Source organism: Mesorhizobium sp. M2A.F.Ca.ET.043.02.1.1 (assembly GCF_003952405.1).
Classification (GTDB): domain Bacteria; phylum Pseudomonadota; class Alphaproteobacteria; order Rhizobiales; family Rhizobiaceae; genus Mesorhizobium.
On record NZ_CP034445.1, the window covers coordinates 6,303,945 to 6,329,532 of the forward strand.

Genomic DNA, 25,588 nt, shown 5'->3' on the forward strand with positions numbered 1-25,588 from the left:
TCGTTAAGCGTCTTCCGAAACCTCTTACCGGTAAGCTCTTGTTAGCCCTGGCGTTTAAGTCGAATTTTATGAGTATTCGATAGTGTCGGGATCAAGGTGAAAAACAAAAAATCACCAAGGCGACAAACGAGAGGCAAAGACAATGATCAATTCGCGTCCGGCGGCGAAGACCGCAAACGTATCTGACGATCGCCGCGAGGCTATCCGTTCGCTGTACATGGAATCGCTGCAGCTGGTGGAGCGTCTGCACCGCCGTCTGCTTGACGTGATCAAGGACGAGTTCGACCGCAACGGCCGTTCCGACATCAACGCCATCCAGGCGCTGCTGCTCTTCAACATCGGCAATTCGGAGCTGACCGCCGGCGAGCTGCGTTCGCGCGGTTACTATCTCGGCTCGAACGTCTCCTACAATCTGAAGAAGCTGGTCGACCTCGGCTTCATCAACCACCAGCGCTCACGCATCGACCGCCGCTCGGTCCGCGTCTCGCTGACGCCGAAGGGCAACGAGGTGGCCGACGTCGTCGCGGGCCTCTACGAGCGCCATGTCGGCTCGATCGAAGCGGTCGGCGGCATCAACACCGACGAGTTCAAGCAGATGAACCGCGCCCTGCAGCGGCTCGACCGCTTCTGGAACGATACGATCGCTTACCGGATGTAGGCGTTCGAAGAACATCGAAGCCGCGCCGAAGAAGCGCGGCCTAGGGGAAAGAACATGGGGCCGGTGCCGAACGCGCCGGTCCTTTCTTTTTGCAAAGGCGGCATCCACGGTAATTTGACCATCGCTGCGCGCGTTGAAGCTCTGTGCCTGACGGGGAGGGGCGCAGACTTTACAAGGGCGCGCTCGTGTCGCTGCGATGCAAAAAAGCATCGCCCCCATTTCTTTCACCTCGCCCCCTCATGCAAATCGCGGGCCAAGGTCACGTTGCCGCCATAATCGCGGTGGAATGCGGATGACGGGTCAAGCTGCGGGCCTATGCCCTGCGCTCCTTGGAACCTGCGTGGCGGCAGCGCGTTTCTGGCGGCCGGCGAAGCGGGGTCATGGTTGGCGAATTGTTAAGTTTGCCAACCCTAGAGTGCGGACAAAGCCGCCCGGCAAGCGATTGAGCGAGAGCGATCAAACAAGAATGTCTGCCATGAGAACCAGCCGCCGTTTCTTTCTTACCGGAGCCTCCGCGCTCGCCGCGGCCGTGGTCGCCGGCCAGGCCAGCGCCCAGGACGTGATCGGGGATATCCTGAAATCCTCGACGCGCGGCAATTGGGACGACCAGTTCGACGCCCGCGGCAACGACACCAACAAGGTCGCCTCGACGCTGCCGATCTTCAGCCAGCAGACGGTGGCCTTCACGGAGCAGGCGGTGGCGCAGTACCAGAACATCGTCGCCCAAGGCGGCTGGGAACAGGTTCCGGCGACCAAGAAGCTGCAGCTCGGCGTCGACGACCCGGATGTCGTGCCGCTGCGCAAGCGCTTGATGGTCTCGGGCGACCTGCCGCAGAGCGCCGGCATCTCGACGGCCTTCGATTCCTATGTCGATTCCGCGGTCAAGCGCTTCCAACTCCGCCATGGCCTGCCGGCCGACGGCGCCATGGGCAAATACACCTATACGGCAATGAACGTCTCGGCGCAGATCCGCCTCGGCCAGTTGCAGACCAACCTGCAGCGACTGAAGGAAAAGGCCGGCACGCTCGGCAGCCGCTATGTGCTGGTCGACATTCCGGCGGCCCAGGTCGAGGCGGTCGAGAACGACCGCGTCGTGCTTCGCCATACCGCGATCGTCGGCAAGATCGATCGCCAGACGCCGATCGTGAACTCCAAGATCAACGAGATCATCGTCAATCCGTACTGGAACGCGCCGGTCTCGATCGTGCGCAAGGATATCATTCCGCTGATGCGGAAGGATCCCAACTACCTCAAGGACAGCCACATCCGCCTGTTCGCGCCGGACGGCAGCGAGGTCGATCCGATGACCATCGACTGGTCGACCGACGATGCCGCGAAATACCGCTTCCGCCAGGATCCGGGCAACAACAATGCGATGGCCTCGGTCAAGATCAACTTCCCGAGCCCGGACGGCGTCTATATGCACGACACGCCGCAGCAGAGCCTGTTCGGCAAGCTAATGCGCTTCGACTCGTCGGGCTGCGTGCGCGTCCAGAACGTGCGCGACCTCGTCACCTGGATCCTGCGCGACACGCCCGGCTGGGACCGCCAGCATTTCGAGGCGGCGATCAAGACCGGCGAGAACAGGCCGATCAACGTGGTCAACCCGGTGCCGGTGCACTTCCTCTATCTGTCGGCATGGTCGACAGCTCCGGGCGTCGTGCAGTTCCGCGACGACATCTACGCCCTCGATGGCGCCCAGGAGCTGCAGATCAGCTCGGCTCAGTAAGCGTCTGATCTTGTTTGCACAAGCCGCCCATTGGGGCGGCTTTTTTGTTGCGGCATGAGGGTTCTGCAGCCGGCGCCGTTAACCTCCAAGAAGGATGCAACCCGATATAGGCTAGAAATAACAAGAGGGCGATAACGTATGCGTTGGCATATCAAAGCAATTGCAGTCGCGTTGGCCGTCGTTTTGGTTGCTCGATTTGCACTGTTTGACGACGCTGCGGAGTTCCGAAATTTCGCTGCATTGCTTATGCGGTACGGGCCAATGACTGTGGCGATCTAGGCGTTAGGGACTGTGCTTGCGTTGATAGCGATTTCACTGACGGCAAAACCCAAACAAGCGAGAGCCGTGTCGTTGCTGACCAGGGTAAACTACGTGCTGGTCGTAGTGCTACTTGGTGGCTCCTTCGCCGCATTTAAACTCGGCTTCTTAGCGTAAATATTCGCCCGACCTGCTGGCCTCTCTGCCGAACTGCTATATCAGTCGCTGGTTCACCAGCCGCGCCACCGCTTGCGCGCGGTTGACGGCGCCGAGCTTGCACCTGGCATTGTCGACATGGAAGCGCACGGTCGCCTCCGCGATGCCGAGGATCACCGAGATCTCCCAGTCGGTCTTGCCCTCGGCGACCAAAGCCAGGCTGTCGCGCTCGCGCGTCGTTAGCCTGACCGCCGTGGTCGGGGGCGGCGAGGTCAGGCTCATCAGCCTTTCCGTCAAGGCAAGGCCTGCCATGTGGATGGCGAACGCTCGTCCGGCGCAAACTCCCGCCGGCGAAAGCCGAGATGCAGCGAGGCGATCACGCCACCCGCGCCGTAAGAAGTGGCGCAGAGGGCGTCGTCGAAATTCGCCTCGCTCAGCGCCTCCCAATAGGCGCCGTATTGCGCATCGTCGTGCGGCGCGAAATCGCTGAAGCGGTAGCTTGTGCGGCTCTCGCGGATCACGCCCAGCAGCGGGTTGCATTCGAAGCAGACATAGTCGAAGGCCGGACTGCCGGGCCAGCCGCTCCGTGCCAGCCTGGTGATGAAGCCGCCGGCTGCCCAATGGCTGGCCGATGTCAGGATTGCCGCCGGCCTGCGGTAAAGCCTCGTCTGCAGATAGGAGGCGCCGAAATCTTCCATTGCCGCGAAGAAGGCCACGCTGGCGTCTTCGGCCGTAGGCGCCGCATACGCCGCCTCCACATGCGTCATCAATCGTGACAGCATCGCACGCCCCAGTATCAACCCACCCGGGAGACGGGGTTGCACGGGCCGTGCCATGCCGCAAGGGCAGGGGCGCTTCGTCTGTCAACCCGGCGATTTCGAGAGGTTGATGGAGTTGGCCCCTCGCGTATCAGGAAAGACGCGGCGCCAGCCACCCGCGCGCTTCCGGCGGGAAGGGTGCGGATCCGGTGCCCTCTTCTGCATTTGCCACGCCGATTCCAGGGCCTTGGCGCGGCGGCCGGCCACCCGGCGCCCCCTAGCAGCCTTGCGCTGACGCCGGGTGCCGGCCGGTTTTTTCGAATTTGGCTGGCGCTCCGGATATCGCGAGCCGCCGGATGCGCCCCGACGTCGGGGACGCTCTCGACCAAGCGCCGCGGCTGCGGCGAAAGAGTGGGCGTTGGCCGTCGGGCGCATCTTCGGCTTGCTAAAATCTTCTGTGGCCGCTTCGAACGCTGCGCGCCGAGGCCCCCGAATCCGGCCGCATCGAGATCGAACTCAGGCTTGCCGGCATCGAGGCCGAGCGCGCCGAACTGCAGGCGATGCTGCGCCGCGGTGACATCAACGACCACACGGCGCGCAAGCTGTTGACCGAGATCACCTTCTCCGAAGCGATCTTCAAGGGCCGGGAACCGCGGGATTAGAACCAGGCGGCTTTGTCTTGGCGCAAACCGGCCAGCAAATTTCGCGCCGCAAACGTGGCGGCCCGAAAACAACTGTGTTAATGCGCGGCGACCTCGCAGACCTCCGGCCCCAAGGGAAAGCAAGCCATGTCAAATGCAGCGGCAGCCTCCAGCAAATTCGAATCCTTCTTCGAGACCACGCTTGCCGACGCCGATCCGGAAATCTTCGGCGCCATCCGCAACGAGCTTGGCCGCCAGCGCCATGAGATCGAGCTGATCGCGTCGGAAAACATCGTGTCGCGCGCCGTGCTCGAAGCGCAGGGCTCGATCATGACCAACAAATATGCCGAGGGCTATCCGGGCAAGCGCTACTATGGCGGCTGCCAGTTCGTCGACGTGGCCGAGGAACTCGCCATCGAGCGCGCGAAAAAGCTGTTCGGCTGCAACTTTGCCAATGTTCAGCCGAATTCGGGCAGCCAGATGAATCAGGCGGTGTTCCTGGCGCTGCTGCAGCCCGGCGACACCTTCATGGGGCTCGATCTGAATTCGGGCGGCCACCTCACGCACGGCTCGCCGGTCAATATGAGCGGCAAGTGGTTCAAGGTCGTCTCCTATGGCGTGCGCAAGGACGATCACCTCCTCGACATGGACGCGATCGAGAAGACCGCGCATGAGACCAAGCCGAAGCTGATCCTGGCCGGTGGCACCGCCTATTCGCGTATCTGGGACTGGAAGCGTTTCCGCGAGATCGCCGATTCGATCGGCGCTTATCTGATGGTCGACATGGCCCATATCGCCGGCCTCGTCGCCGGCGGCGTGCACCCGTCGCCGCTGCCTTATGCCCATGTCGTGACCACGACGACCCACAAATCGCTGCGCGGTCCGCGCGGCGGCATGATCCTGTGCAACGACGAGGAAATCGCCAAGAAGATGAACTCGGCGGTTTTCCCGGGCTTGCAGGGCGGTCCGCTGATGCATGTCATCGCCGCCAAGGCGGTGGCGCTCGGCGAAGCGCTGAAGCCGAGCTTCAAGGCTTATGCGGAGAGCGTCGTCGCCAACGCCAAGGCGCTTGCGTCCAGCCTGCAGGAGACCGGCCTCGACATCGTATCGGGCGGTACCGACAACCATTTGATGCTGGTCGATCTTCGTCCGAAGAACGCCACCGGCAAGCGCGCCGAGGCGGCCCTCGGCCGCGCCAACATCACCTGCAACAAGAACGGGATCCCGTTCGATCCGGAAAAGCCGTTCGTCACCTCGGGCGTGCGCCTCGGCACGCCGGCCGGCACAACGCGCGGCTTCGGCCAGGCCGAATTCCGAGAGATCGGCAAGCTGATCGCCGAGGTGCTGGACGGGCTGAAGGTGGCGAATTCCGACGAAGGCAATGCAGCGGTCGAGGCCGCGGTGAAGGCCAAGGTCACGGCGCTGACCGACCGCTTCCCGCTCTACCCCTACCTCGGTTGATCCTTCCGCCGGCTGTTAGCCCTCGGTTGACCGGGCGCCGCGCGTCATCTTTTATCCTCGCGCTTCGCGCCGCTCCCTGATCGGGCGGCGCGCTTACCGGAGACTTGATGATGCGCACTTTCCACCTTGTCGCCTTGGCCTTGTCAGGCTCGCTGACCGCCTTCGCCCTGACCGGCGCAATTGCTCAGGAGCAGACGCAGTCCGCCTCCGACATGCCGGCCACCAAAACCTTCGGCAGGTGGACCACCATCATCGATACGCTCGATACCGGACAGGACGCACACAAAACCTGCGCCGCCTCGACGGCTTTCGTCGATGGCGACGGCAACGCCGGCTCCCTGACCCTGTCGATCTCGACCGGCGACGCGCTGCCGCCGGATGCCTATCCGGCCATCATGTTCATCATCGACAACAAGACCCTGCCGACGGGCGACAAGATCGCCGCGACTTTCGGCGACCCCGGCGTGAAGGTCGCCGCGACCGTAAGCTCCAACGCGGCCGCGGGCGGCCGTCCGAGCTGGATGGTCGACAACCAGGCCAAGACCAGCCTTGCTTTGCTGCGCGCCATGCGCAAGGTGACGTCGCTCGACGTGACCTTCGGCAAGCAGCAGGTCACCAGCATCCCGATGGACGGCTTCACCAAGGCCTATCGCAATCTCGGCACCTCCTGCGGGTTTTCGACCAAGGATGTCGCGCCCTGACACTGTCGGCCGGCGGGGTAAGCCGCTGGCAATCTTGCTTATGCATCGCTATCTCTGAGGCATAAAAGGCTCTAAGCCTGTCGCCCACAGAATCGCGAACCCAAGGCTCTCCATGCGCTGCCCCTATTGCCAGTCCGAAGATACGCAGGTGAAGGATTCGCGTCCCGCCGAGGATGGCGCGGCGATCCGCAGGCGGCGGGTGTGCCCGGATTGCGGCGGCCGCTTCACCACCTTCGAGCGCGTCCAGCTGCGCGACCTCGTCGTCGTCAAGAAGTCCGGCCGCAAGGTGCCTTTCGACCGCGACAAGCTGCTGCGCTCCGTCGAGATCGCCGTGCGCAAGCGCAATGTCGACCCCGAGCGCATCGACCGCGCGGTCACCGGCATCGTGCGCCAGCTCGAAAGCTCGGGCGAGACCGAGATCGCTTCAGGCGAGGTCGGCCGCCTGGTCATGGAGGCGCTGAAGTCGCTGGATGACGTCGCCTATGTGCGCTTCGCCTCGGTCTATCGCAATTTCCGCGAGGCCAGGGATTTTCACGAGCTGCTGGGCGAGTTGAAGGGCGACGAGGAAAAGACCGAAGAGGACGCCGGCTGATCATGGCAGGACCGCGACTGGACGAGGCCGCGCAGGCGGCCCTTGATCGCCGTTTCATGGCCGCGGCCATCAGGCTGTCGCGCCGCAATGCCGGCCGCACCTCGACCAATCCTTCCGTCGGCACCATCATCGTGCGCGACGACGGCGCCGGTCCGATGATCGTCGGCACCGGCGTGACCGCCGTGGGCGGCCGCCCGCATGCCGAGACAGAAGCGCTCGCCGAGGCCGGTGAACTGGCCCGAGGCGCCACCGCTTATGTGACATTGGAGCCTTGCGCCCATCACGGCCGCACGCCGCCTTGCGCCAACGCGCTGGTCAATGCCGGCATCGCGCGTGTCGTTGGCGCTGCCAGCGATCCCGATCCGCGCGTCTCCGGCAAAGGCTACGCCATCCTGCGCGCCGCCGGTGTCGAGGTGGTGGAGAAGGTGCTGGCAGCCGAGGCCGCCGAGCAGATGGCCGGCTATCTCACTCGTTCTCTCAAGAAGCGTCCGGAAGTAACTCTGAAGCTTGCGCTTTCGAGCGACGGCAAGATCGGCCGCAAGGGCGCCGGCCAGGTCGCGATCACCGGCGAGATCGCGCGGCGCGACGTCTATCTGATGCGCGCCGAGTCCGACGCCATCCTGATCGGCATCGGCACCGCGCTCGAGGACGACCCGGCGCTGACCGTGCGCCTGCCGGGACTGGAGAACCGCTCGCCCGCGCGCATCATCCTCGATCGGCAGATCCGGTTGCCGGAGACATCCAAGCTGGTGTCCGGCGTCGACCGCGTCCCGCTCTATGTCGCCGCATGTCTGGAAGCCGACCCGCACAGGCGGGCCGCGCTCGAACGCGCCGGCGTGCGCTTCATCGGCACCGAAACCCATGACGGCGTCGTCGCTTTGCCGGAATTGCTGGAAGACCTTGCCGCGCTCGGCATGGCAAGCGTTTTGGTCGAAGGCGGCGCCAAGGTGGCCAAGGCCTTCCTCGAGGAAGACCTTGTCGACCGTATCGTGCTGTTCCAGGGGCCGGACGCCATTGGCGAAGACGGTATTGCATCGCCGATCGACGCCGATCATATCCCGGCTGGATTTCGCAAACTGCGCGACATGCGCTTCGGCGAGGACAGCTACGCCGAGTGGGTAAGACCATGATCCCAAAAAGTGGGAACCGGTTTTTGGATCAGATCATGGTCAAAACGAAAGAAACTCTTTGATGTTTACGGGAATTGTGACTGACGTTGGCACGGTAGCCGCTGTGAAGCCGCTCGCCGAAGGCGTCGGCCTGCGCATCGACACCGCCTACGATCCGGAGACCATCGCCATCGGCGCCTCGATTTCCTGCGGCGGCGTCTGCCTTACCGTCACGGCGCTCCCCGAACATGGCTCGAACGCGCGCTGGTTCGAGGTCGAGGCCTGGGAGGAAGCGTTGAGGCTGACCACCGCGTCGAGCTGGAAATCAGGCACCCGGATCAATCTCGAACGGGCGCTGAAGATCGGCGACGAGCTCGGCGGCCACATCATCTCCGGCCATGTCGACGGCACCGCCGAGATCGTCGAGCGCAAGGAGGAGGGCGACGCCGTGCGCTTCACGCTGGAGGCGCCGCGCCATCTGGCGAAGTTCATCGCGCCGAAGGGTTCGGTCGCACTCGACGGCACATCGCTCACCGTCAACAAGGTCGAGGGCACCCGCTTCGACGTTCTTCTTATCCATCACTCGCTGACCGTTACCATCTGGGGTGAGCGCCAGGCCGGCGACCGCGTCAACATCGAGATCGACACGATGGCCCGCTACGCCGCGCGCTTGGCGGAGGCGCCGAAAGAGGGGCTTTGATGGATCCCGCCGGAGACGAAGAGAGGGCTGACCACCGACAGATGACTCTTGACGCGTTGGCGGATGTCGATGCCGGCCGAGTGATCGATCACAGGGAGGTAGAGGCTTGGGTCAAGAACCTCGTAAGGTGCGTGGAGACCGTAAACGCGCCAGCCTGACTAGGCCACAGAACGTCGCGCCCAGCATCTTCCGCTTGCGATCAACCCCGCTTCGGCCTAAGTCACCGGCAACCCCCCGGAGACTTTTATGGCAGGCACATCCCAACACGGCAAAGCGTTCATTCGCCCGAAGGCGAAGGCGCATCTGCTCATTGTCGAAGCGCGTTTTCATGACGATCTCGCCGACGCTTTGCTCGAAGGCGCGACCGGCGCGCTCGATGAGGCCGGCGCCACCTATGACGTGGTGACGGTTCCCGGTTCGCTGGAGATACCGGCCGTCATCACCTTCGCGCTCGATGGCGCCGCCGAAGGCGGCACGCCTTATGACGGCTTTGTCGCGCTCGGCACCATCATCCGCGGTGACACCTATCATTTCGACATCGTCGCCAATGAATCGAGCCGCGCGCTGATGGACCTTGCGGTGCAGGAGGCGATCGCGATCGGCAACGGTATCCTGACCACAGAGGACGACGCGCAGGCATGGACGCGCGCGAAGAAGACCGAGGGCGACAAGGGTGGCTTCGCCGCCCGCGCGGCGCTGACCATGATCGCGCTCAAAGAAAAATTCGGAGCCCAATCGTGACCGAGCCTGCCTCGACCGGAGCGGTGCGCCACGCCAACAAGCGCGGCGCCGCCCGTCTTGCTGCCGTTCAGGCGCTTTATCAGATGGATGTGGCCGGCAGCGGCGTCTTCGAGATCACGGCCGAATATGAGGCCTTCCGCCTCGGCAAGGAAGTCGATGGCGCGCTCTACCGCGAGGCGGACGCGCAATGGTTCCGCGCCATCCTGACCGGCGTCGTCGAGAACCAGAAGACCATCGACCCCGTCATCCGCCAGGCGCTGACCGAGGATTGGCCGCTGTCGCGGCTGGATTCGACGCTGCGCGCTATCCTGCGCGCCGGCGTCTACGAATTGATGAAGCGCGAAGACGTGCCGGTGGCCGTGATCGTGTCCGAATATGTCGACATCGCAAAAGCTTTTTACGAGGAAGACGAACCCAAGCTGGTGAATGCCGTTCTCGATCGCGTCTCGCGCCGGGTTCGCGGTGAGGGGCGCGGCAAGGACGCTTCGTGACGACCGCAACGGCCGCGGTCGCCGCGACCGGCAGGGAAGGGCGCCGCACAGCCGTCCTGCTTGCCGCCGCGCAGGCGATCGTCGGTTCGGCCGCTCCGATCGCCATATCGCTCGGCGCGCTGGCCGGGCAATACCTGCTCGGTCCCGACAAGTCTCTCGCGACGGCGCCGATCACCGGCTTCAATCTCGGCGTGGCGCTCGGAGCCTTGCCGGCCGCCGCCATCATCCGCAGCCTCGGCTATCGCGGCGGCTTCATGACCGGCACCGTGGTCACCGCGCTCGGCGCCCTGATCGCGACCCTCGCGCTCTTCCAGGCGAGCTTTTGGCTGTTTGCCTTCGGCCTTTGCGTGATCGGCGTCGGCGGCGCCTTCGTGCAGCAGTTTCGCTTCGCGGCCGCCGACAACGCGCCGCCGCAATTCAAGGCGCGCGCCATCTCCTTTGTGCTAGCGGGCGGCATCGTCACCGCCATCCTTGGACCGCAGATCGTCATTTACACCCGCGAACTGCTGGCCCCAGTTATGTTCGCGGGATCTTTCGCTTCGATCCTGCCGCTTGCGGCGGTTGGCGCGCTTATCCTGTCGTTCCTGCGTGTGTCTTCAACGACCAACACCGTCACCGAAACCGCTGCAAGCGATGGCCGGCCGCTGGCTGAAATCGTCACCCAGCCGCGTTTCGTCGCAGCACTTTTCTGCACCGTCGGCAGCTACGCGCTGATGAGCTTCGTCATGACCGGCGCGCCGCTCGCCATGGTCGGCTGCGGCCTGTCGGAAGACGATGCGACGCTGGGCATTTCCTGGCACGTCATGGCCATGTTCGGGCCGAGCTTCTTCACCGGCTCGCTGATCCATCGCTTCGGCGCCGAACGCATCCTGGCCACTGGCCTCGTGCTCCTGATCGGCTGCGCCACGGTGGCGCTTTCCGGACTGCATCTGTGGCAATTCTGGACCGCGCTGATCCTGCTCGGGCTTGGCTGGAACTTCGGCTTCATCGGCGCAACGGCCATGGTCGCGGCCAGCTACCGCCCCTCCGAGAAAAGCAAGGTGCAGGGTTTCCACGACTTCGTCCTGTTCGGCTCCGTCGCCTTCTCCTCGCTCATGTCAGGCGCGATCTACAACGCATGGGGCTGGACGATGCTCAACTGGGTCGTCTTCCCGGTCGTCGCGCTTTGCTTTGTCGCGCTCGGCACGTTGAGGATGGTAGGCTCCCGCGAACGCTGAGGAAGGTGCCGAGGCCGTTCCGGCGACAAGTCCGAAACGGCCGGCGTCATGCATCAGGCGGGAGCACCTGCAGCACCCGCGCTATGAACATGTGGAACTCGTCCATGTAATTGCGCAGGAATGTTTCGGTTGACGCCACAGTCACCTCGCCGTCGTCGGTGATCAATCCCGGGGTAAACTGGATATAGGCTTCGGGAGAGTTCATCTGGGGTGCGTTGCAGAAGCTGAGCACGCTGCGCAGGCTCTGCTGGGCGACGGCTGTCGCGATCGCGCCTGGCGAGGTTCCGATGACGGCAGTCGGTTTGCGGGCGAAAGAGTTCTTGCCGTAGGGCCTGCTCGCCCAGTCGATTGCGTTCTTCAGGCCGCCGGGGATCGAGCGGTTATATTCCGGCGTGACGAAAAGCACTGCCTGGACGGACGCGATGGCCTTCTTGAACTCCAGGGCGACCGGCGGAAAGTCGGCATCATAGTCGTAGCTGTAGAGCGGCAGGTCCTTGAAGGGGATTTCCGTCATCTCAAGTTCGGGCGGCGCCAGTTTCACGAGGGCCTTCGCAAGCTTGCGGTTGATGGAGCCCTTGGCAAGGCTGCCGATGAGGTAGCCGACTTTATGCTTGGCCATGACCCACTCCCTGTTTTGGCCGCCGACCCGCCTTTCCCTAATATCCCCCAGAACAGGGCAGGCCGCCAGCCGACCTTAGGTCGGCATAGCCATGGCGGGGTGCGGCCGTGGCCTTCGTCTGGCCGAACAAAATTATTGCGTGTATTCCCCTAGTTATGAAACCGTATGCCCCGACCGGCCGTTGAAGCTGTGCTCATATGCGACCACCGACTGATCGGCTTATAGCAAGGGATTTTCACAATGTTTTCAGCTAGAAAGCTCGCTTTCGCGGCGATGGCGCTTGGTATTGCGACGGCATCGGCGAATGCCCAGGTGGTGGTGTCTTCCAAGATCGACACCGAAGGCGGCGTGCTGAGCAACATCATCCAGCTCGTGCTCAACGCCAACAACATCAAGACCACCGACCGCATCCAGCTCGGCGCGACGCCCGTGGTGCGTAAGGCGATCACCGCTGGCGAGATCGACATCTATCCAGAATATACGGGTAATGCCGCCTTCTTCTTCCAGAAGGCCGACGATCCGGTCTGGAAGGACGCCGCCAAGGGCTACGAGACCGCCAAGAAGCTCGACTACGATGCCAACAAGATCGTGTGGCTGTCGCCGTCGCCGGCCAACAACACCTGGGCGATCGCGCTGCGCAAGGAAGTGGCTGACGAGAACAAGCTCGCCACCTTGTCGGACTTCGGCAAGTATGTCGCCGGCGGCGGCAAGGTGGTGCTCGCGGCTTCCGCCGAGTTCGTGAATTCGGCGGCGGCGCTCCCCGCCTTCCAGACGACCTACGGGTTCATGCTGAAGCCGGACCAGTTGATCACCCTCTCCGGCGGAGACACCGCGGCAACCATCGCTGCCGCCGCCAACCAGACCAACGGCGCCAACGCCGCCATGGTCTATGGCACCGACGGCGGCATCCAGCCCTCCGGCCTCGTCGTGCTCGAGGACGACAAGGGTGTGCAGCCGGTCTACCAGCCGGCACCGATCATCCGCGAAGAGGTCCTTAAGCAGCATCCCGAAATCGAGGCGCTGCTGAAGCCGGTCTTCGCCAAGCTCGATCTCGTCACCCTGCAGGAGCTCAATGGCCGCGTCCAACTGGGTGGCGAGCCTGCCAAGGGCGTGGCGGAGGATTTTCTGAAGAAGAACGGGCTCTTGAAGTGAGGTGAGCTCGGCGCGCCGTGCTGCGGCGCGCCGCCGATTGGGGGGCGATCGTGACCATCCGCTTCGACAAGCTCGGCGTCGTCATTGCCGCGATCGTCGCCTACGCTGCGTTGGCGGCCCCCTTTGCGACGTTCCGCGCCAACCGCATTGTGCCAGGCCAGGCGCGTTCGATCCTCGAAGCGCTGCCGCCCGTGCTTGGCATGGTGCTGCTGGCTATGGTGATCGTCGCCGCCATCGTCGCCTTGCTTAAGACGCCGCTGATCCTCAGGCTGGCGGTCAGCGTCGTCGCGCTGGTCGCGCTATCGGTCCTGATCGGCACCGCCGGCGGTTTCCTGACGCCTGCCGGAAACACCTTTGCCCGCGTCGCGCCCGCCTCCGGTTTCTGGCTGCTGATCTTTGCCTTCACCCTGCTGTTGGCCGATGTGCTGACCAGGCTGAACCTGTCGCCCTGGTCGCGCGTCGGCGTGCTCGTCCTTGCCGCGCTCGCCATTGCCGTGCTGCTCGTCTCGGGAAGCTGGGACACCCTCTCCATCCTCAAGGAATATGCCAGCCGCGCCGACAGTTTCTGGGCCGAGGCTTCCAAGCACGTTAGCCTGGCGCTTGGCTCGCTGGCTGGCGCGGTGATCGTCGGCATACCGCTCGGCATCCTTTGCCATCGCGTCGAGAAGCTGCGGGCGGGGGTGCTGAACGTGCTCAACATCATCCAGACCATTCCCTCCATAGCGCTGTTTGGCCTGCTGATCGCGCCGCTCGGCTGGGTCGCCGTCCACGTGCCGGGGGCCGCCGCGATCGGCATCAGGGGCATCGGCACCGCGCCCGCCTTCGTCGCGCTCTTCCTCTATTCGCTGTTGCCGGTGGTGGCCAACACGGTGGTCGGGCTGGCTGGTGTGCCCCGCGCGGCCAACGACGCCGCGCGCGGCATGGGCATGACCGATCGCCAGCGCCTTTTCGATGTCGAGTTCCCGCTCGCCTTTCCGGTGATCCTGACCGGCATCCGCATCGTGCTGGTGCAGAATATCGGCCTTGCCACCATTGCCGCGCTGATTGGCGGCGGCGGCTTCGGCGTGTTCGTTTTCCAGGGCGTCGGCCAGACCGCGATGGATCTGGTGCTGCTCGGCGCGCTGCCCACCGTGGCATTGGCCTTTGCGGCGGCCATCATCCTCGACGCGGTCATCGAGATGACCGCCACCAAGCGCAGGGTAGTTGAAACGGCATGATCGAGATCGAGGGCATCACCAAGCGCTATGACGAGACGACGGTGGTCGACAATGTTTCGATGGTCATTGAGCCGCGCACCATCGCCACCATTGTCGGCACGTCGGGATCCGGCAAGACGACGCTGCTCAGGATGATCAACCGGCTGGTCGAGCCGACCTCCGGCGTCATCAAGCTCGACGGCGCCGACAACCGCTCGGTGCCCGGCTATCAGCTGCGCCGCAGCATCGGCTACGCCATTCAGGGCCATGGACTGTTTCCGCATCGCACGGTGGCGCAGAACATCGCCACTGTGCCGCTGCTGCTCGGCTGGGACAGGGATCGGATCAAGGCGCGTGTCGACGAGCTGATGACGCTTTACCAGCTCGATCCACAGGCCTACGGCCCGCGTTACCCGCACGAGCTTTCCGGCGGCCAGCAGCAGCGTGTCGGCGTGGCCCGCGCTCTGGCCGCCGAGCCAAACGTGCTTTTGATGGACGAGCCCTTCGGCGCGTTGGACCCGATCATCCGCACCAAGGCGCAGGAGGATCTGCTGGCGATCCAGAAGCGTTTCGGCACCACCATCATCCTCGTCACCCACGACATGGAAGAGGCGGTGCATCTGGGCGACAAGATCGCCGTCATGGATGCCGGCAAGCTGGTGCAATATGCCAAACCGGCGGAGATTCTGGCCAGGCCGGCGAGCGGCTTCGTCGAGACATTGGTCGGCGCCAGCGAAAGGCCGTTCCGGCTGCTGTCGCTCGGGCCTGTGCGCGATGCGGTGGAGCCGGGCGGCGCGGAAGGCGAGGCGATCCCCGGTGAGGCCACGCAGCGCGACGCGCTTGCCGAGCTTCTGTGGTCGGGGCGGCCCGCGCTGCCGGTAAAAGGCGCGGACGGCAGGCTCATTGGCCGCGTCACCGTCGAGGGCCTGGTGAAACGCGCGGCGAGGCCGCAATGAAAGCCTGGCTGCCCGCGCTGCTGAGGCTGGCTGTCCTGGCGCTGCTGGTGGTCTTCATCATCAGCCCGGGCTGGTTCGAGCCGCTGTTGAAACCCCTGACCGAGAATGGCGCGCCGGCGATCTACAACCAGGGCAGCCTGCTGACGCTGACCCTGCAGCACCTGCGGACCGTCCTTGTCGCGACGGTCGCGGCAACGATTGTCGCGGTGGCTTTAGCCATCCTGGTCACCAGACCGGCAGGCGCAGAGTTCCTGCCCTTGTCGCGCAGCCTGGTCAATATCGGCCAGACCTTTCCGCCGGTTGCCGTGCTGGCGCTTGCGGTACCCGCCGTCGGCTTCGGCGAGAAGCCGACGCTGATCGCGCTCTTCCTCTATGGGCTGCTGCCGATCTTCGAGAATGCGCTGACCGCGCTGACCACGCTGCCGGGCAATGTGATGGAAGCGGCGCGCGGGGCCGGCATGACCGGCTGGCAAAGGCTGATGAAGGTCGAGTTGCCGCTCAGCGCCCCTGTTATTCTGGGCGGCATCCGGCTGTCGGTCGTCATCAGCCTCGCCACCGCGACGATCGGCTCAACGGTTGCCGCCAAGACGCTGGGCGAGGTGATCATCGCCGGCCTGATCTCGAACAACCTTGCCTTCGTGCTGCAGGGCGGTCTCATCGTCGCCGCGCTTGCCGTGCTGATCTATGACGGTCTGTCTGCCATAGAGCGCTACGCCGCGCGGCGCATGGGGCAGGGGGCGGAGTAGAGATGTTCAGACATCTGTTTCGCTGATTTTCGCCATCTTCAGAAGATGGCGCACGAGACCCGTCTTGAGGGGCTTGTTGCCATGTATTGGGATAGAGAGACGCATAATGCTTCCCTCTTTTCCATAAATATGATGGCTGCCTGCTATTCGCAGAAGTCGTCAGCCTCGCCGCTCAATGCCCCTGGCCAGATCCTTGCCCGAAATGGATTTCAAACTGCGATTTCCACCACCTTGCCGGGAACTGAAGTGACCGAAGACGGCAGATCTACCGAAAGGCAGCCTTCAATTGCCTCACGCAGATTTGCCATGAGTTCGTCCAGGGTTTTTCCTTCGGTTGCGCATCCCGGAATGGCGGGAACCTCGGCCCAGAATCCACCTTCTTCCGCTTCGTGCACGATAGCTTTGAACTTCATTGATCAACTCCTGTCCACCCGGAAGATATGCTTGGCATTGAGCATTTGCAAAGCGCCGATCCGTCAGCCGCCAACCTCGCCACGGACCGATCCTGAGCAGCCGGACCCAACGTCATTTCAATCGATCTAATTCCAGGCTCGCGCTGGCACAACGATTCCCGCCTTCTTCTTTTGGGCGAAAGCCGGGCAAAAACCGAACAATATCTTGACGTTCCAAGCCTTGTTTCGCATACCCCAACCAAGAGGTGGATTCCAAGCGCGGCATCCGTCTCCGTTCCAACGGCCCAGGGAGGGGTTCTTTTGGGCCAACAATCGAGGAAAATCCGGCAATGACCATTATTACCGCCGTCATCGCCTGCGGCTTGCTGTCAGTTCTGTACGCCATCTGGGCGACACGTTCGGTCCTTGCGTCCGATCAGGGCAATCAGCGCATGCAGGAAATCTCCGCCGCCATCCGCGAAGGCGCCCAGGCCTATCTGGCGCGCCAGTACACCACCATCGCCGTGGTCGGCATCGTCGTGCTCCTGCTTGCCTGGTGGCTGCTCTCGATCACCTCCGCTATCGGCTTCCTGATCGGCGCCGTGCTTTCGGGCACCGCCGGCTTCATCGGCATGCATGTCTCGGTGCGCGCCAATGTTCGAACCGCGCAGGCGGCCTCGAACAGCCTCGCCGCCGGCCTCGACATCGCCTTCAAATCCGGCGCCATCACCGGCCTGCTGGTCGCGGGCCTGGCGCTGCTCGGCGTCTCGATCTACTACGCCATCCTCACCGGCCCGATGGGCCTGCAACCGAACGACCGCGTCGTCATTGACTCGCTGGTTTCGCTCGGCTTTGGCGCATCGCTGATCTCGATCTTCGCCCGTCTCGGCGGCGGCATCTTTACCAAGGGTGCGGATGTCGGCGGCGACCTCGTCGGCAAGGTCGAGGCCGGCATTCCCGAAGACGATCCGCGCAACCCTGCCACCATCGCCGACAATGTCGGCGACAATGTCGGCGACTGCGCGGGCATGGCCGCGGACCTTTTCGAGACCTATGCGGTGACCGCCGTCGCCACCATGGTTCTGGCCGCCATCTTCTTCGGCGGCACGGCGGCGCTGGGCGCGGCCATGCTCTATCCGCTCGCCATCTGCGGCGCCTGCATCCTGACCTCGATCGTCGGCACCTTCTTCGTCAAGCTCGGCTCCAACGGCTCGATCATGGGCGCGCTCTACAAGGGCCTGATCGTCACCGGCCTGCTGTCGATCGTCGGTCTTGCCGCCGCGACCTCCGCCACGGTCGGCTGGGGCGAGGTCGGCACCGTTGCCGGCATCGGCATCACCGGCAAGAACCTGTTCATCTGCGGCCTCATCGGTCTGCTGGTGACCGGTTTGATCGTGGTGATCACCGAATACTACACCGGCACCAACAAGCGTCCGGTGAATTCGATCGCCCAGGCGTCGGTGACCGGTCACGGCACTAATGTCATCCAGGGCCTCGCGGTCTCGCTGGAATCGACCGCGCTGCCGGCCATCGTCATCGTCGGCGGCATCATCGCGACCTACCAACTAGGTGGCCTGTTCGGCACGGCGATCGCCGTCACCACCATGCTTGGCCTTGCCGGCATGATCGTGGCGCTCGACGCCTTCGGCCCGGTCACAGACAATGCCGGCGGCATTGCCGAAATGGCCGGCCTGCCCAAGGAAGTGCGCCACTCCACCGACGCGCTCGACGCTGTCGGCAATACCACCAAGGCGGTGACCAAGGGCTATGCCATCGGTTCCGCTGGTCTCGGCGCGCTGGTGTTGTTCGCGGCCTACTCGAACGACCTCCGGTTCTTTGCCGCCAATGGCGACAAGTACCCCTACTTCCAGGGCATGGGCGACGTCTCCTTCGACCTCTCCAACCCCTATGTCGTCGCCGGCCTGATCTTCGGCGGCCTGATCCCCTATCTGTTCGGCGGCATCGCCATGACCGCCGTCGGTCGCGCCGCCGGCTCGATCGTCGAGGAAGTGCGCAAGCAGTTCCGCGAGGACAAGGGCATCATGGCCGGCACCTCGAAGCCGAACTATGCGCGCGCCGTCGACATCCTGACCAGGGCGGCGATCCGGGAAATGATCATCCCGTCGCTGCTGCCGGTGCTGGCGCCGCTCGTCGTCTATTTCGGCGTGCTGCTGATCTCGGGCTCGAAGGCCTCGGCCTTCGCCGCGCTCGGCGCCTCGCTGCTCGGCGTGATCGTCAACGGCCTCTTCGTCGCCATCTCGATGACCTCCGGCGGCGGCGCCTGGGACAACGCCAAGAAGTCGTTCGAGGACGGCTTCACCGACAAGGACGGCGTCAAACACCTGAAGGGTTCCGAGGCGCACAAGGCCTCGGTCACCGGCGACACCGTCGGCGACCCCTACAAGGACACCGCCGGCCCGGCCGTAAATCCGGCGATCAAGATCACCAACATCGTCGCGCTGCTTCTTCTCGCCGTGCTCGCGCACGGCTGATCGCGGCGGTTATTCCAAGATAAGCCCGCAGGAGATCCCGCGGGCTTTGTTTTTTCGCATAACACCATACGTGCCGCCTTCCGGCGGGCGCTCAGTTGGCTTCCGGCCTTTCGCTGGCATGGCGATAGCGGGCCAGCAACGCATCGATGTCCGGCTCTCGCTCGGGCATTGGCGGCAAGCCGCGTGTCTGGCGCAGCATGGCAATGAAGGCGCCTCGGCGAAGCTGGCGACGGAAGGAACGCGCCCGCGGATGTATGCCAAGCATCGCCAGGAGCCTGCGTTTAAGGTAACGGGAACGCTTAAGGGGAGCAGGTTCCTCGGCGTTGCCAAGAATCCTGGCGCGCAAAGCGTCCGGCGAGCTCATCGCGTCCATCAGTTCTTCCTGCTCCTGCGCCGTATCACGCGCATAGCTGCCTTCGCGCTTGCCCGAATGCAGCATGAGCACGGTCAGATGCGGCATTGTCGCGATCACCGCACCCTTGCGCCAGGCACGGAACAGCCAGTCCTGGGAACTCTCGCAAACGCACTGGCTGGCCGGGCGCCATGGTCCAAGTCTTCGCAGCGACGTGCGCCGGATCATTTGCGCGGAGCCAAATCCGACCGTGGTGACTGGGTCATAGAAGCCGTCCCGCCCCATCCCGAGGATCATATGCCTGGAACCCTTGCTCGCGGCCGACTCGATGACCGCGCCGCGGGCGATCACTACATCGGCAGCGGTGGCGTCGATCCAGCCGCTCATGGATGCCAGATGGTCGGGAAACCAGAGGTCGTCATGATTCAAGATGGCAACAAAACGGCCGCGTGCTCTGGCAAAGCCGATATTGTTGGGCCCCGACTGTTCGCCGAAATTCACCGGAAGATCGATATAGGATATGCGGCCGTCGCCGAAAGCGGCGACCGTTGTCGCGGTGTCCGGCCGGCACGCGTCGCCGACGACGATGGCTTCCCAGTCCTGCAGGGTCTGGCCCATGAGGCTCTTCAGCGTCTGGCGCAGTACCGCGGGGCGGTTGTGCGTCGCGATGATGACTGAGACAAGCGGTTCGATCCGCCCTGTCGGCGGGCGCTGGCCGGCCTGTTCCACGCTATGCCAGCTTGTAGGGGATCTGTTCAGTATCGGGCGGTAGCCGCCAGTGATCGGGCGCGTCATAGGCGTAGGCCTTGTCGACCAGATTGAGCACCAAAGCAATGTCCGGTCCGAGCGCGACGACTCCGTGCCAGACGCCCGGCGGAATGACGACGATGGCAGGCCTGACCGCGCCGACGATCTTGTGCCAGACCGCGCCGAATGTCGGCGAGGCCTTGCGACCGTCGAACAGTGAGATGCGAACGCTGCCCACCGAGCAAAAAAGCCGGTCGGTTGTGACGCCATGGGCATGCCACCCCGTCACCGCGCCGGGATAAAGCGTGCGTTGAAACACCTGTCCGATTGCAAGCCCGTCCAGATCCCATTCCTCGCGAAAGACTTCAGTGAGGTAGCCGGTCGAAGTCGCGACAGGCCGGATTTCCTTGAGCGCGACGCCCTGGATTGTAGGCGCATCCACGACGAGCCAGTCGGGTGTCACGGTCTGCCGGTCTGGCGTGCCTGTCGCCATCCAGTCTTGCGGCACAGTACGATCGCTGTTGCTCATGACCGGTCCCCAATCCCGGCGAATTGATAGGGGGACGCCGGAACATAAGCAAGGGCGTCGGGCCGCACATACACAAAACCCGCCGGCGAGGTGGCGGGTTTTGATTGTTCCGCGGTTCGTCGATAGACTTAAGGCGTGCCGCTGCCGCCGCCGGGGATGCCGGGCGCCAGCTTGCTGGCGCCGTTGATGACCTGGGTGAGGAAGTTCTGGTCCTTGCCGCCGGTCGGTGTCGTCCTGGAGATGAAGTCGAAGATCTTGCCATCCTTGAGGCCGTAATTGGCGATCTGGGTCACGCGGCCGTCAGCGCCGAAATAGACCGCCAGCACATGCTGGTCGATGATGTGCGGGTTGTCGAAGGCGACGTAGCGCTTGCGCGTCTGCGAGATATAGTAGAAGGCCTCGTTGTCGAAGGTCGCCGTCGTCGACGGCGTGCCCAGCGCCAGCAGCACCTGTTCACGGCTCGATCCGACCGGTACTGAATCGATGGCCTGCTGGTCGATGACGTAGCCTTTCGTCAGCGTCTCGCTTGGATGGAGATCGCCGAACATCTTAGATGAATTGCAGGCGGAAAGCGCTGATACGACCATCAGCAGTGAAGCCACGCCCACCGGGGCGGGCGCAAGAAACGACTTGAATTTCAGCGCACCCAACAACAATTCTCCATCACATCCCCGCAACTTGCGCTGGGCCGCAAAACCGGTAAACCAGCTTGCATGCCGATGCAACAAGGCCAAATCAAACAACAGGTCCCCGGGAGACCGCCCTCAATGTTCCAGCGCCTTTTTGGCCGCGAACGCAATGCCAACCGCGCTATCACCGACGCGCTCTACGCACAAATCGTGGCGGCGGCGCGGCAAACGGTGTTTTATTCGGACTGGAATGTGCCCGATACGCCGCTCGGCCGCTTCGAGATGCTGTCGCTGCATATCTATCTCGTCCAGCACCGTCTGCATGGCGAGCAAGGCGTGGCGGCCGAGGTCGCGCAAGTGCTGATCGACGAGTTCTTCCTCGATGTCGATCATTCGCTGCGCGAACTTGGAATCAGCGATGTCGGCGTGCCCAAGCGCATGAAGAAGCTGGCAAGGATGTTTTACGGCCGCACGACCGCCTATGATGATGCCCTCCGAGAAAACGACCGGTCGGCGCTTGCGGCGGCGCTTGCGCGCAATGTCAGGCCGGACGCGGGCCCCTGGCCGCAGGCGTCGCTGCTGGCGGATTATGTCTGCGATGCCAGCCAGAAGCTCGCCGCGCAGCCGACCGAATCGATCGCCGCCGGCACGGTCGCATTCCCGGCCGCCGGGGCCGCTTGAAGGAGGCCAGCATGAAAGACGCTGAATTGCGCAGCCCGGTATCCTTTGTCGCCAATGTCGCGCGGCTGCCGCAAAAGGGCCTGCCGATCCTGGTCGAGGCCGATCAGCGCCAGCGCGAAGCACTTGCAGCCGAATATGAGCTGCTTTCGGTCGAAAGCTACCGTGCCGAATTGCTTGTTGCTTCGTGGAAGCGCAACGGCGTCAAGGTTACCGGTCGTGTCGAGGCCGACATCACGCAGGCCTGCATCGTCACCCTGGAGCCGGTAAGCGCACATATAGACGAGCCGGTCGAGGCGCTGTTCCTGCCCGAGCAGTCGAAGCTTGGACGCGAGGGCTTCGAGGGCGGCGGCGAGATTATTCTCGACGCCGATGGACCGGACAGTCCGGAAACATTCTCCGGCGACACGATCGACGTCGGTGCGCTGGCCGAACAGTTCTTCGGCCTGGCGATCGACCCCTATCCGCGCAAGCCGGGAGCCTCGCTCGACGTCGCCGGCGACGATCAGGCCGAGGAAAGCGAATTCCAGAAAAAGCTGCGTTCGTTGCTCGGAAAATCCTGAGAGTGGTCCGGATTTTGGAAAAGTTGGTTGTGCGCAGGCGCAAAACCGCTATTTTCGCCGAACCTTCGCGAGCCCCCTTACCTTGGCAGGCGTCCGCCGCTAGCCAGGCAAACCGTGAGAAAAACACCGAGTGATCAGGATTTCCATCGATGCCATGGGCGGCGATCACGGACCAAGCGTGGTCATCCCGGCGCTGATGACGGTCGTCATCCGCCGCCCTGACATCCGCTTCGTCATCTATGGCCGCGAGGACGTGGTGCGTCCCGAGCTCGCCAAGTTCCCGAAACTCGCCGAAGTGAGCGAGTTCGTCCATTGCGAGATCGCCGTGCGCATGGACGACAAGCCGAGCCAGGCTCTGCGCCACGGCCGCTGGAAGTCGTCGATGTGGAAGGCCGTGGAGGCGGTGAAGAGCGGCGCCGCGCAGGCCTGCATCTCGGCCGGCAACACCGGCGCGCTGATGGCGATGTCGAAATTCTGCCTGCGCACCATGGCCACCATCGATCGCCCCGCGATCGCGGCGCTCTGGCCGACGACGCGCGGCGAAAGCGTCGTGCTCGATGTCGGCGCCACCATCGGTGCCGACGCGCATCAGCTGATCGATTTCGCCATTCTGGGCACCGGCATGGCGCGCTCGGTGTTCGGCATCGAGCGGCCGAGCGTCGGCCTGCTCAATGTCGGCGTCGAGGAGATCAAGGGCCAGGAAGAGGTCAAGGAGGCTGGCCGCATGCTGCGCGAGGCCAACATGGCCTCGATGAATTACCGCGGCTTCGTCGAAGGCGACGACATCGGCAAGGGCACGGTCGACGTGGTGGTCACCGAGGGCTTTGCCGGCAATATCGCGCTTAAGACCGCCGAGGGCACGGCAAGGCAGATCGCCGGTTATCTTCGCGCCGCCATGAGCCGCACGCTCATGGCCAAGATCGGCTATGTCTTCGCCAAGGGCGCCTTTGACCGGCTGCGTGAGAAGATGGATGTCGGCCGCTCCAATGGCGGCGTCTTCCTGGGCTTGAACGGCATCGTGGTGAAGAGCCATGGTGGCGCCGATTCGGATGGCTTCGCTGCGGCGATCGAGCTCGGCTACGACATGGTGCGCAATAATCTGCTTGACCGGATCGAGGCCGACCTCGATCTGTTCCATGCGCGCAATCCGAATGCCCAGGCAAACAGGAAATCCGGCGTCTCCGCCGACGCCGAGGAATAGGAACGGACCTTGATCAGATCAGTCGTGCGCGGCAATGGTGCCGCGCTGCCCCGCCGCATTATGAAGAATGCCGACTTCGAAGGCATGGTCGAGACCTCCGACGAGTGGATCGTCCAGCGTACCGGCATCCGCCAGCGCCATGTCGCGGCCGATGACGAGACGACGGCCTCTCTGGGCGAGGCGGCGGCGCGCGCCGCGCTGGACAGCGCGGGCATGACGCCCGCCGATATCGACCTCATCATCCTGGCGACGTCGACGCCCAACAACACGTTCCCGGCGACCGCCGTCGAGATCCAGAACAGGCTCGGCATGCATCACGGCTTTGCCTTCGATATGCAGGCCGTCTGCTCTGGCTTCGTCTATGCCGTCGCCACCGCCGACCTTTATATCCGTGGCGGCCTGGCCAAGCGTGTCCTGGTGATCGGCTCGGAGACGTTCTCGCGTATCCTCGACTGGAACGACCGCTCGACCTGCGTGCTGTTTGGCGATGGCGCCGGGGCGCTCGTTCTCGAAGCCCAAGACGGCGCCGGCGCGATCACCGACCGCGGCGTGCTGGCGGCGAGCCTGCGCTCCGATGGCGCGCATAAGGACAAGCTCTTCGTCGATGGCGGGCCTTCGACGACGGGAACCGTCGGTCATCTCAGGATGGAAGGCCGTGAGGTGTTCAAGCATGCCGTCGGCATGATCACCGATGTCATCGAGGCGACCTTCGGCGAGGCCGGCATAACGGCGCAGGACCTCGACTGGTTCGTGCCGCATCAGGCCAATAAACGGATTATTGACGCTTCCGCCAGGAAGCTCGGGATAGCCGAGGAGAAAGTTGTGGTCACCGTCGATTTACACGGTAACACCTCGGCTGCCTCGGTGCCGCTGGCTCTCGCGGTGGCCGTCGCCGACGGCCGCATCAAGAAGGGCGATCTGGTGCTTCTCGAGGCGATGGGTGGAGGCTTCACCTGGGGCGCGGTGTTGCTCCGCTGGTAAGTGCCGAACGCGCCGGTTCGGTCCTTGACCTTGCCGGATCAATTACTTAGGCTCTGCCTTTGGCTGTATCGATTTACATTTTCTGCGAGCAGATGGGACGGTCGCATGGGGGGAAAGACACTGACGCGTGCCGACCTTGCTGAAGCCGTTTATCGGAAGGTTGGCCTGTCGCGGACTGAATCGGCGGAACTCGTCGAAGCCGTGCTGGACGAAATCTGCGAAGCCATCGTTCGGGGCGAGACGGTCAAGCTTTCGTCTTTTGCCACCTTCCACGTCCGCTCCAAGAACGAGCGCATCGGCCGCAATCCCAAGACCGGTGAGGAAGTGCCGATCCTGCCGCGCCGGGTGATGACGTTCAAATCGTCGAACGTGCTCAAGAGCCGGATTCTGCGCTCGCACCAGAACAGCAAGGGCAAAGGCGGCAAGTAGTTTGCTGGCGAATGCGGTTGAAAAACCGCCCGCGGTTTTGACGCTGGGCTTGAATATCGCTTCATAAATCGCTGAAATAAGGGGCGATTCGGCATCATGCGCCGGATCGTGGTCCAGTGTGGAGGATTGGCCCATGGACAAGAGCCCCGATGCTTTCCGAACCATCAGCGAAGTCGCGGAAGATCTCGACCTGCCGCAGCACGTGCTGCGTTTCTGGGAGACGCGCTTCACCCAGATCAAGCCCATGAAGCGCGGCGGCGGCCGTCGCTATTATCGGCCGCAGGACGTCGAGCTGATCAAGGGCATCCGGCACATGCTCTACGATCAAGGCTATACGATCAAAGGCGTGCAGAAGCTGTTGCGCGAGAACGGCAACCATTTTCTGGTCGCCATCGGCAATGGCGACATGGCCGCGGTGGAGGCGATCGCCCAGCGCCGTCAAGCCGAGCAGGTGCCGCTGACGGCGGCCGCGCAGCCGCGCGGCGATGAGGATGCGCTCGTCGGCCAGCCGAAGGTGAAGCCCAGCCGGCGTTTCTTCGGTCTCGGCAAGAGTGACGACGAAGGTCCGGTGCAACCGGACGCCTCAAAGTTGTCGCGTGACAATCGCGCCTTGCTGCAGGAGGCGCTGTTCGACTTGCTGGAATGCAAACGCCTGCTCGACCAGGTTCGTTGAAGGCATCATTCCACGTGATGCCGCGCGGTCGGGCCGCCGGA

Annotated in this window: 28 protein-coding genes; 21 read left to right on the plus strand and 7 right to left on the minus strand. The window is 63.7% G+C overall.

Features of this window, described 5'->3' with window-relative positions:
• Positions 1-142: 142 nt before the first annotated feature.
• Positions 143-658 (plus strand): MarR family winged helix-turn-helix transcriptional regulator, encoded by a 516-nt coding sequence (locus EJ068_RS30355; protein ID WP_040983294.1) that lies wholly within the window; start codon positions 143-145, stop codon positions 656-658.
• A 475-nt stretch (positions 659-1,133) separates the two neighbouring features.
• On the plus strand, positions 1,134-2,387 hold the full coding sequence (locus tag EJ068_RS30360; RefSeq protein ID WP_129554965.1) for a L,D-transpeptidase family protein: 1,254 nt from the start codon (positions 1,134-1,136) through the stop codon (positions 2,385-2,387).
• A gap of 471 nt (positions 2,388-2,858) precedes the next feature.
• On the opposite strand, the gene EJ068_RS33570 is transcribed toward EJ068_RS30360, so the two are convergent.
• Both EJ068_RS33570 and EJ068_RS33575 read right to left on the minus strand, forming a co-directional pair.
• The gene (locus tag EJ068_RS33570; protein WP_281059007.1) at positions 2,859-3,083 is read right to left on the minus strand and encodes a helix-turn-helix transcriptional regulator; all 225 of its coding nucleotides are present in this window, start codon (positions 3,081-3,083) and stop codon (positions 2,859-2,861) included.
• 11 nt (positions 3,084-3,094) lie between these two features.
• Positions 3,095-3,583, minus strand: coding sequence for a hypothetical protein (locus EJ068_RS33575; RefSeq protein WP_245463291.1), 489 nt, complete (start codon positions 3,581-3,583; stop codon positions 3,095-3,097).
• Positions 3,584-4,347: 764 nt separating this feature from the next.
• Here EJ068_RS33575 and glyA point away from each other — a divergent pair.
• The 8 genes from glyA to EJ068_RS30405 all read left to right on the plus strand — a co-directional run bounded on the left by glyA (position 4,348) and on the right by EJ068_RS30405 (position 11,212).
• On the plus strand, positions 4,348-5,661 hold the full coding sequence (gene glyA, locus EJ068_RS30370; protein ID WP_128315260.1) for a serine hydroxymethyltransferase: 1,314 nt from the start codon (positions 4,348-4,350) through the stop codon (positions 5,659-5,661).
• A gap of 107 nt (positions 5,662-5,768) precedes the next feature.
• A complete protein-coding gene (locus EJ068_RS30375) occupies positions 5,769-6,362 on the plus strand; it encodes a hypothetical protein (RefSeq protein ID WP_245463292.1) in 594 nt (197 codons plus the stop codon).
• 112 nt (positions 6,363-6,474) lie between these two features.
• Entirely contained in the window at positions 6,475-6,954 is a 480-nt protein-coding gene (gene nrdR / locus EJ068_RS30380; RefSeq protein WP_126082941.1) for a transcriptional regulator NrdR, read from the plus strand.
• Positions 6,955-6,956: 2 nt separating this feature from the next.
• Positions 6,957-8,084 (plus strand): bifunctional diaminohydroxyphosphoribosylaminopyrimidine deaminase/5-amino-6-(5-phosphoribosylamino)uracil reductase RibD, encoded by a 1,128-nt coding sequence (gene ribD, locus EJ068_RS30385; protein WP_189342305.1) that lies wholly within the window; start codon positions 6,957-6,959, stop codon positions 8,082-8,084.
• 61 nt (positions 8,085-8,145) lie between these two features.
• Positions 8,146-8,763, plus strand: coding sequence for a riboflavin synthase (locus EJ068_RS30390; protein WP_127252406.1), 618 nt, complete (start codon positions 8,146-8,148; stop codon positions 8,761-8,763).
• A gap of 246 nt (positions 8,764-9,009) precedes the next feature.
• Entirely contained in the window at positions 9,010-9,504 is a 495-nt protein-coding gene (gene ribH, locus EJ068_RS30395) for a 6,7-dimethyl-8-ribityllumazine synthase (RefSeq protein WP_127386258.1), read from the plus strand.
• Entirely contained in the window at positions 9,501-9,995 is a 495-nt protein-coding gene (gene nusB, locus EJ068_RS30400) for a transcription antitermination factor NusB (RefSeq protein WP_040999924.1), read from the plus strand. The genes ribH and nusB overlap by 4 nt, the downstream gene beginning before the upstream one ends.
• Positions 9,992-11,212 (plus strand): MFS transporter, encoded by a 1,221-nt coding sequence (locus tag EJ068_RS30405; RefSeq protein WP_126082937.1) that lies wholly within the window; start codon positions 9,992-9,994, stop codon positions 11,210-11,212. Before nusB ends, EJ068_RS30405 begins: the two co-directional genes overlap by 4 nt.
• A gap of 46 nt (positions 11,213-11,258) precedes the next feature.
• Here EJ068_RS30405 and EJ068_RS30410 read toward each other — a convergent pair whose 3' ends face one another.
• Positions 11,259-11,831 carry an NADPH-dependent FMN reductase gene (locus EJ068_RS30410; protein ID WP_126082936.1) on the minus strand — a complete coding sequence of 191 codons (573 nt, stop codon included), beginning with the start codon at positions 11,829-11,831 and terminating at the stop codon, positions 11,259-11,261.
• Between the two features lie 273 nt (positions 11,832-12,104).
• On the opposite strand from EJ068_RS30410, the gene EJ068_RS30415 reads away from it, so the two are divergent.
• Genes EJ068_RS30415 through EJ068_RS30430 form a run of 4 tightly spaced genes read left to right on the plus strand, consistent with a single transcriptional unit; the run spans position 12,105 to position 15,881 of the window.
• Positions 12,105-12,983: an ABC transporter substrate-binding protein gene (locus EJ068_RS30415; RefSeq protein WP_348639318.1), complete on the plus strand. Its 879-nt coding sequence runs from the start codon at positions 12,105-12,107 to the stop codon at positions 12,981-12,983.
• A 50-nt stretch (positions 12,984-13,033) separates the two neighbouring features.
• Positions 13,034-14,200 carry an ABC transporter permease gene (locus EJ068_RS30420; protein WP_128315557.1) on the plus strand — a complete coding sequence of 389 codons (1,167 nt, stop codon included), beginning with the start codon at positions 13,034-13,036 and terminating at the stop codon, positions 14,198-14,200.
• On the plus strand, positions 14,197-15,135 hold the full coding sequence (locus EJ068_RS30425; RefSeq protein WP_127251766.1) for an ABC transporter ATP-binding protein: 939 nt from the start codon (positions 14,197-14,199) through the stop codon (positions 15,133-15,135). Before EJ068_RS30420 ends, EJ068_RS30425 begins: the two co-directional genes overlap by 4 nt.
• Complete coding sequence (locus tag EJ068_RS30430) at positions 15,132-15,881, plus strand: ABC transporter permease (RefSeq protein ID WP_127251767.1); 750 nt, start codon at positions 15,132-15,134, stop codon at positions 15,879-15,881. The genes EJ068_RS30425 and EJ068_RS30430 overlap by 4 nt, the downstream gene beginning before the upstream one ends.
• Before the next feature lie 209 nt (positions 15,882-16,090).
• Here EJ068_RS30430 and EJ068_RS30440 read toward each other — a convergent pair whose 3' ends face one another.
• Positions 16,091-16,294, minus strand: a complete 204-nt coding sequence (locus tag EJ068_RS30440; protein ID WP_127251768.1) for a type II toxin-antitoxin system HicB family antitoxin — start codon at positions 16,292-16,294, stop codon at positions 16,091-16,093.
• Positions 16,295-16,623: 329 nt separating this feature from the next.
• Between EJ068_RS30440 and EJ068_RS30445 the strand changes: the two genes are divergently transcribed.
• Positions 16,624-18,765: a sodium-translocating pyrophosphatase gene (locus EJ068_RS30445; protein ID WP_127251769.1), complete on the plus strand. Its 2,142-nt coding sequence runs from the start codon at positions 16,624-16,626 to the stop codon at positions 18,763-18,765.
• 91 nt (positions 18,766-18,856) lie between these two features.
• Here the strand turns inward: EJ068_RS30445 and EJ068_RS30450 are convergent, their stop codons facing one another.
• The 3 genes from EJ068_RS30450 to EJ068_RS30460 all read right to left on the minus strand — a co-directional run bounded on the left by EJ068_RS30450 (position 18,857) and on the right by EJ068_RS30460 (position 21,043).
• Positions 18,857-19,846 carry a glycosyltransferase family 2 protein gene (locus EJ068_RS30450; RefSeq protein WP_127251770.1) on the minus strand — a complete coding sequence of 330 codons (990 nt, stop codon included), beginning with the start codon at positions 19,844-19,846 and terminating at the stop codon, positions 18,857-18,859.
• Between the two features lies 1 nt (position 19,847).
• Entirely contained in the window at positions 19,848-20,393 is a 546-nt protein-coding gene (locus tag EJ068_RS30455; protein WP_245463293.1) for a dTDP-4-dehydrorhamnose 3,5-epimerase family protein, read from the minus strand.
• 128 nt (positions 20,394-20,521) lie between these two features.
• Positions 20,522-21,043: an outer membrane protein assembly factor BamE gene (locus EJ068_RS30460; protein WP_126082928.1), complete on the minus strand. Its 522-nt coding sequence runs from the start codon at positions 21,041-21,043 to the stop codon at positions 20,522-20,524.
• A 117-nt stretch (positions 21,044-21,160) separates the two neighbouring features.
• Here EJ068_RS30460 and EJ068_RS30465 point away from each other — a divergent pair, with 117 nt between their 5' ends.
• The 6 genes from EJ068_RS30465 to EJ068_RS30490 all read left to right on the plus strand — a co-directional run bounded on the left by EJ068_RS30465 (position 21,161) and on the right by EJ068_RS30490 (position 25,547).
• Positions 21,161-21,703 carry a ubiquinol-cytochrome C chaperone family protein gene (locus EJ068_RS30465; RefSeq protein WP_127251771.1) on the plus strand — a complete coding sequence of 181 codons (543 nt, stop codon included), beginning with the start codon at positions 21,161-21,163 and terminating at the stop codon, positions 21,701-21,703.
• Positions 21,704-21,714: 11 nt separating this feature from the next.
• Entirely contained in the window at positions 21,715-22,263 is a 549-nt protein-coding gene (locus EJ068_RS30470; protein ID WP_126082926.1) for a DUF177 domain-containing protein, read from the plus strand.
• A gap of 130 nt (positions 22,264-22,393) precedes the next feature.
• Positions 22,394-23,464 (plus strand): phosphate acyltransferase PlsX, encoded by a 1,071-nt coding sequence (plsX, locus tag EJ068_RS30475; protein ID WP_042640146.1) that lies wholly within the window; start codon positions 22,394-22,396, stop codon positions 23,462-23,464.
• A gap of 9 nt (positions 23,465-23,473) precedes the next feature.
• Positions 23,474-24,445: a beta-ketoacyl-ACP synthase III gene (locus EJ068_RS30480; RefSeq protein ID WP_127251772.1), complete on the plus strand. Its 972-nt coding sequence runs from the start codon at positions 23,474-23,476 to the stop codon at positions 24,443-24,445.
• Positions 24,446-24,550: 105 nt separating this feature from the next.
• A complete protein-coding gene (locus tag EJ068_RS30485; RefSeq protein WP_023815657.1) occupies positions 24,551-24,874 on the plus strand; it encodes an integration host factor subunit alpha in 324 nt (107 codons plus the stop codon).
• Positions 24,875-25,007: 133 nt separating this feature from the next.
• Positions 25,008-25,547 carry a MerR family transcriptional regulator gene (locus EJ068_RS30490; protein ID WP_042640150.1) on the plus strand — a complete coding sequence of 180 codons (540 nt, stop codon included), beginning with the start codon at positions 25,008-25,010 and terminating at the stop codon, positions 25,545-25,547.
• The last annotated feature ends 41 nt before the right edge of the window (positions 25,548-25,588 follow it).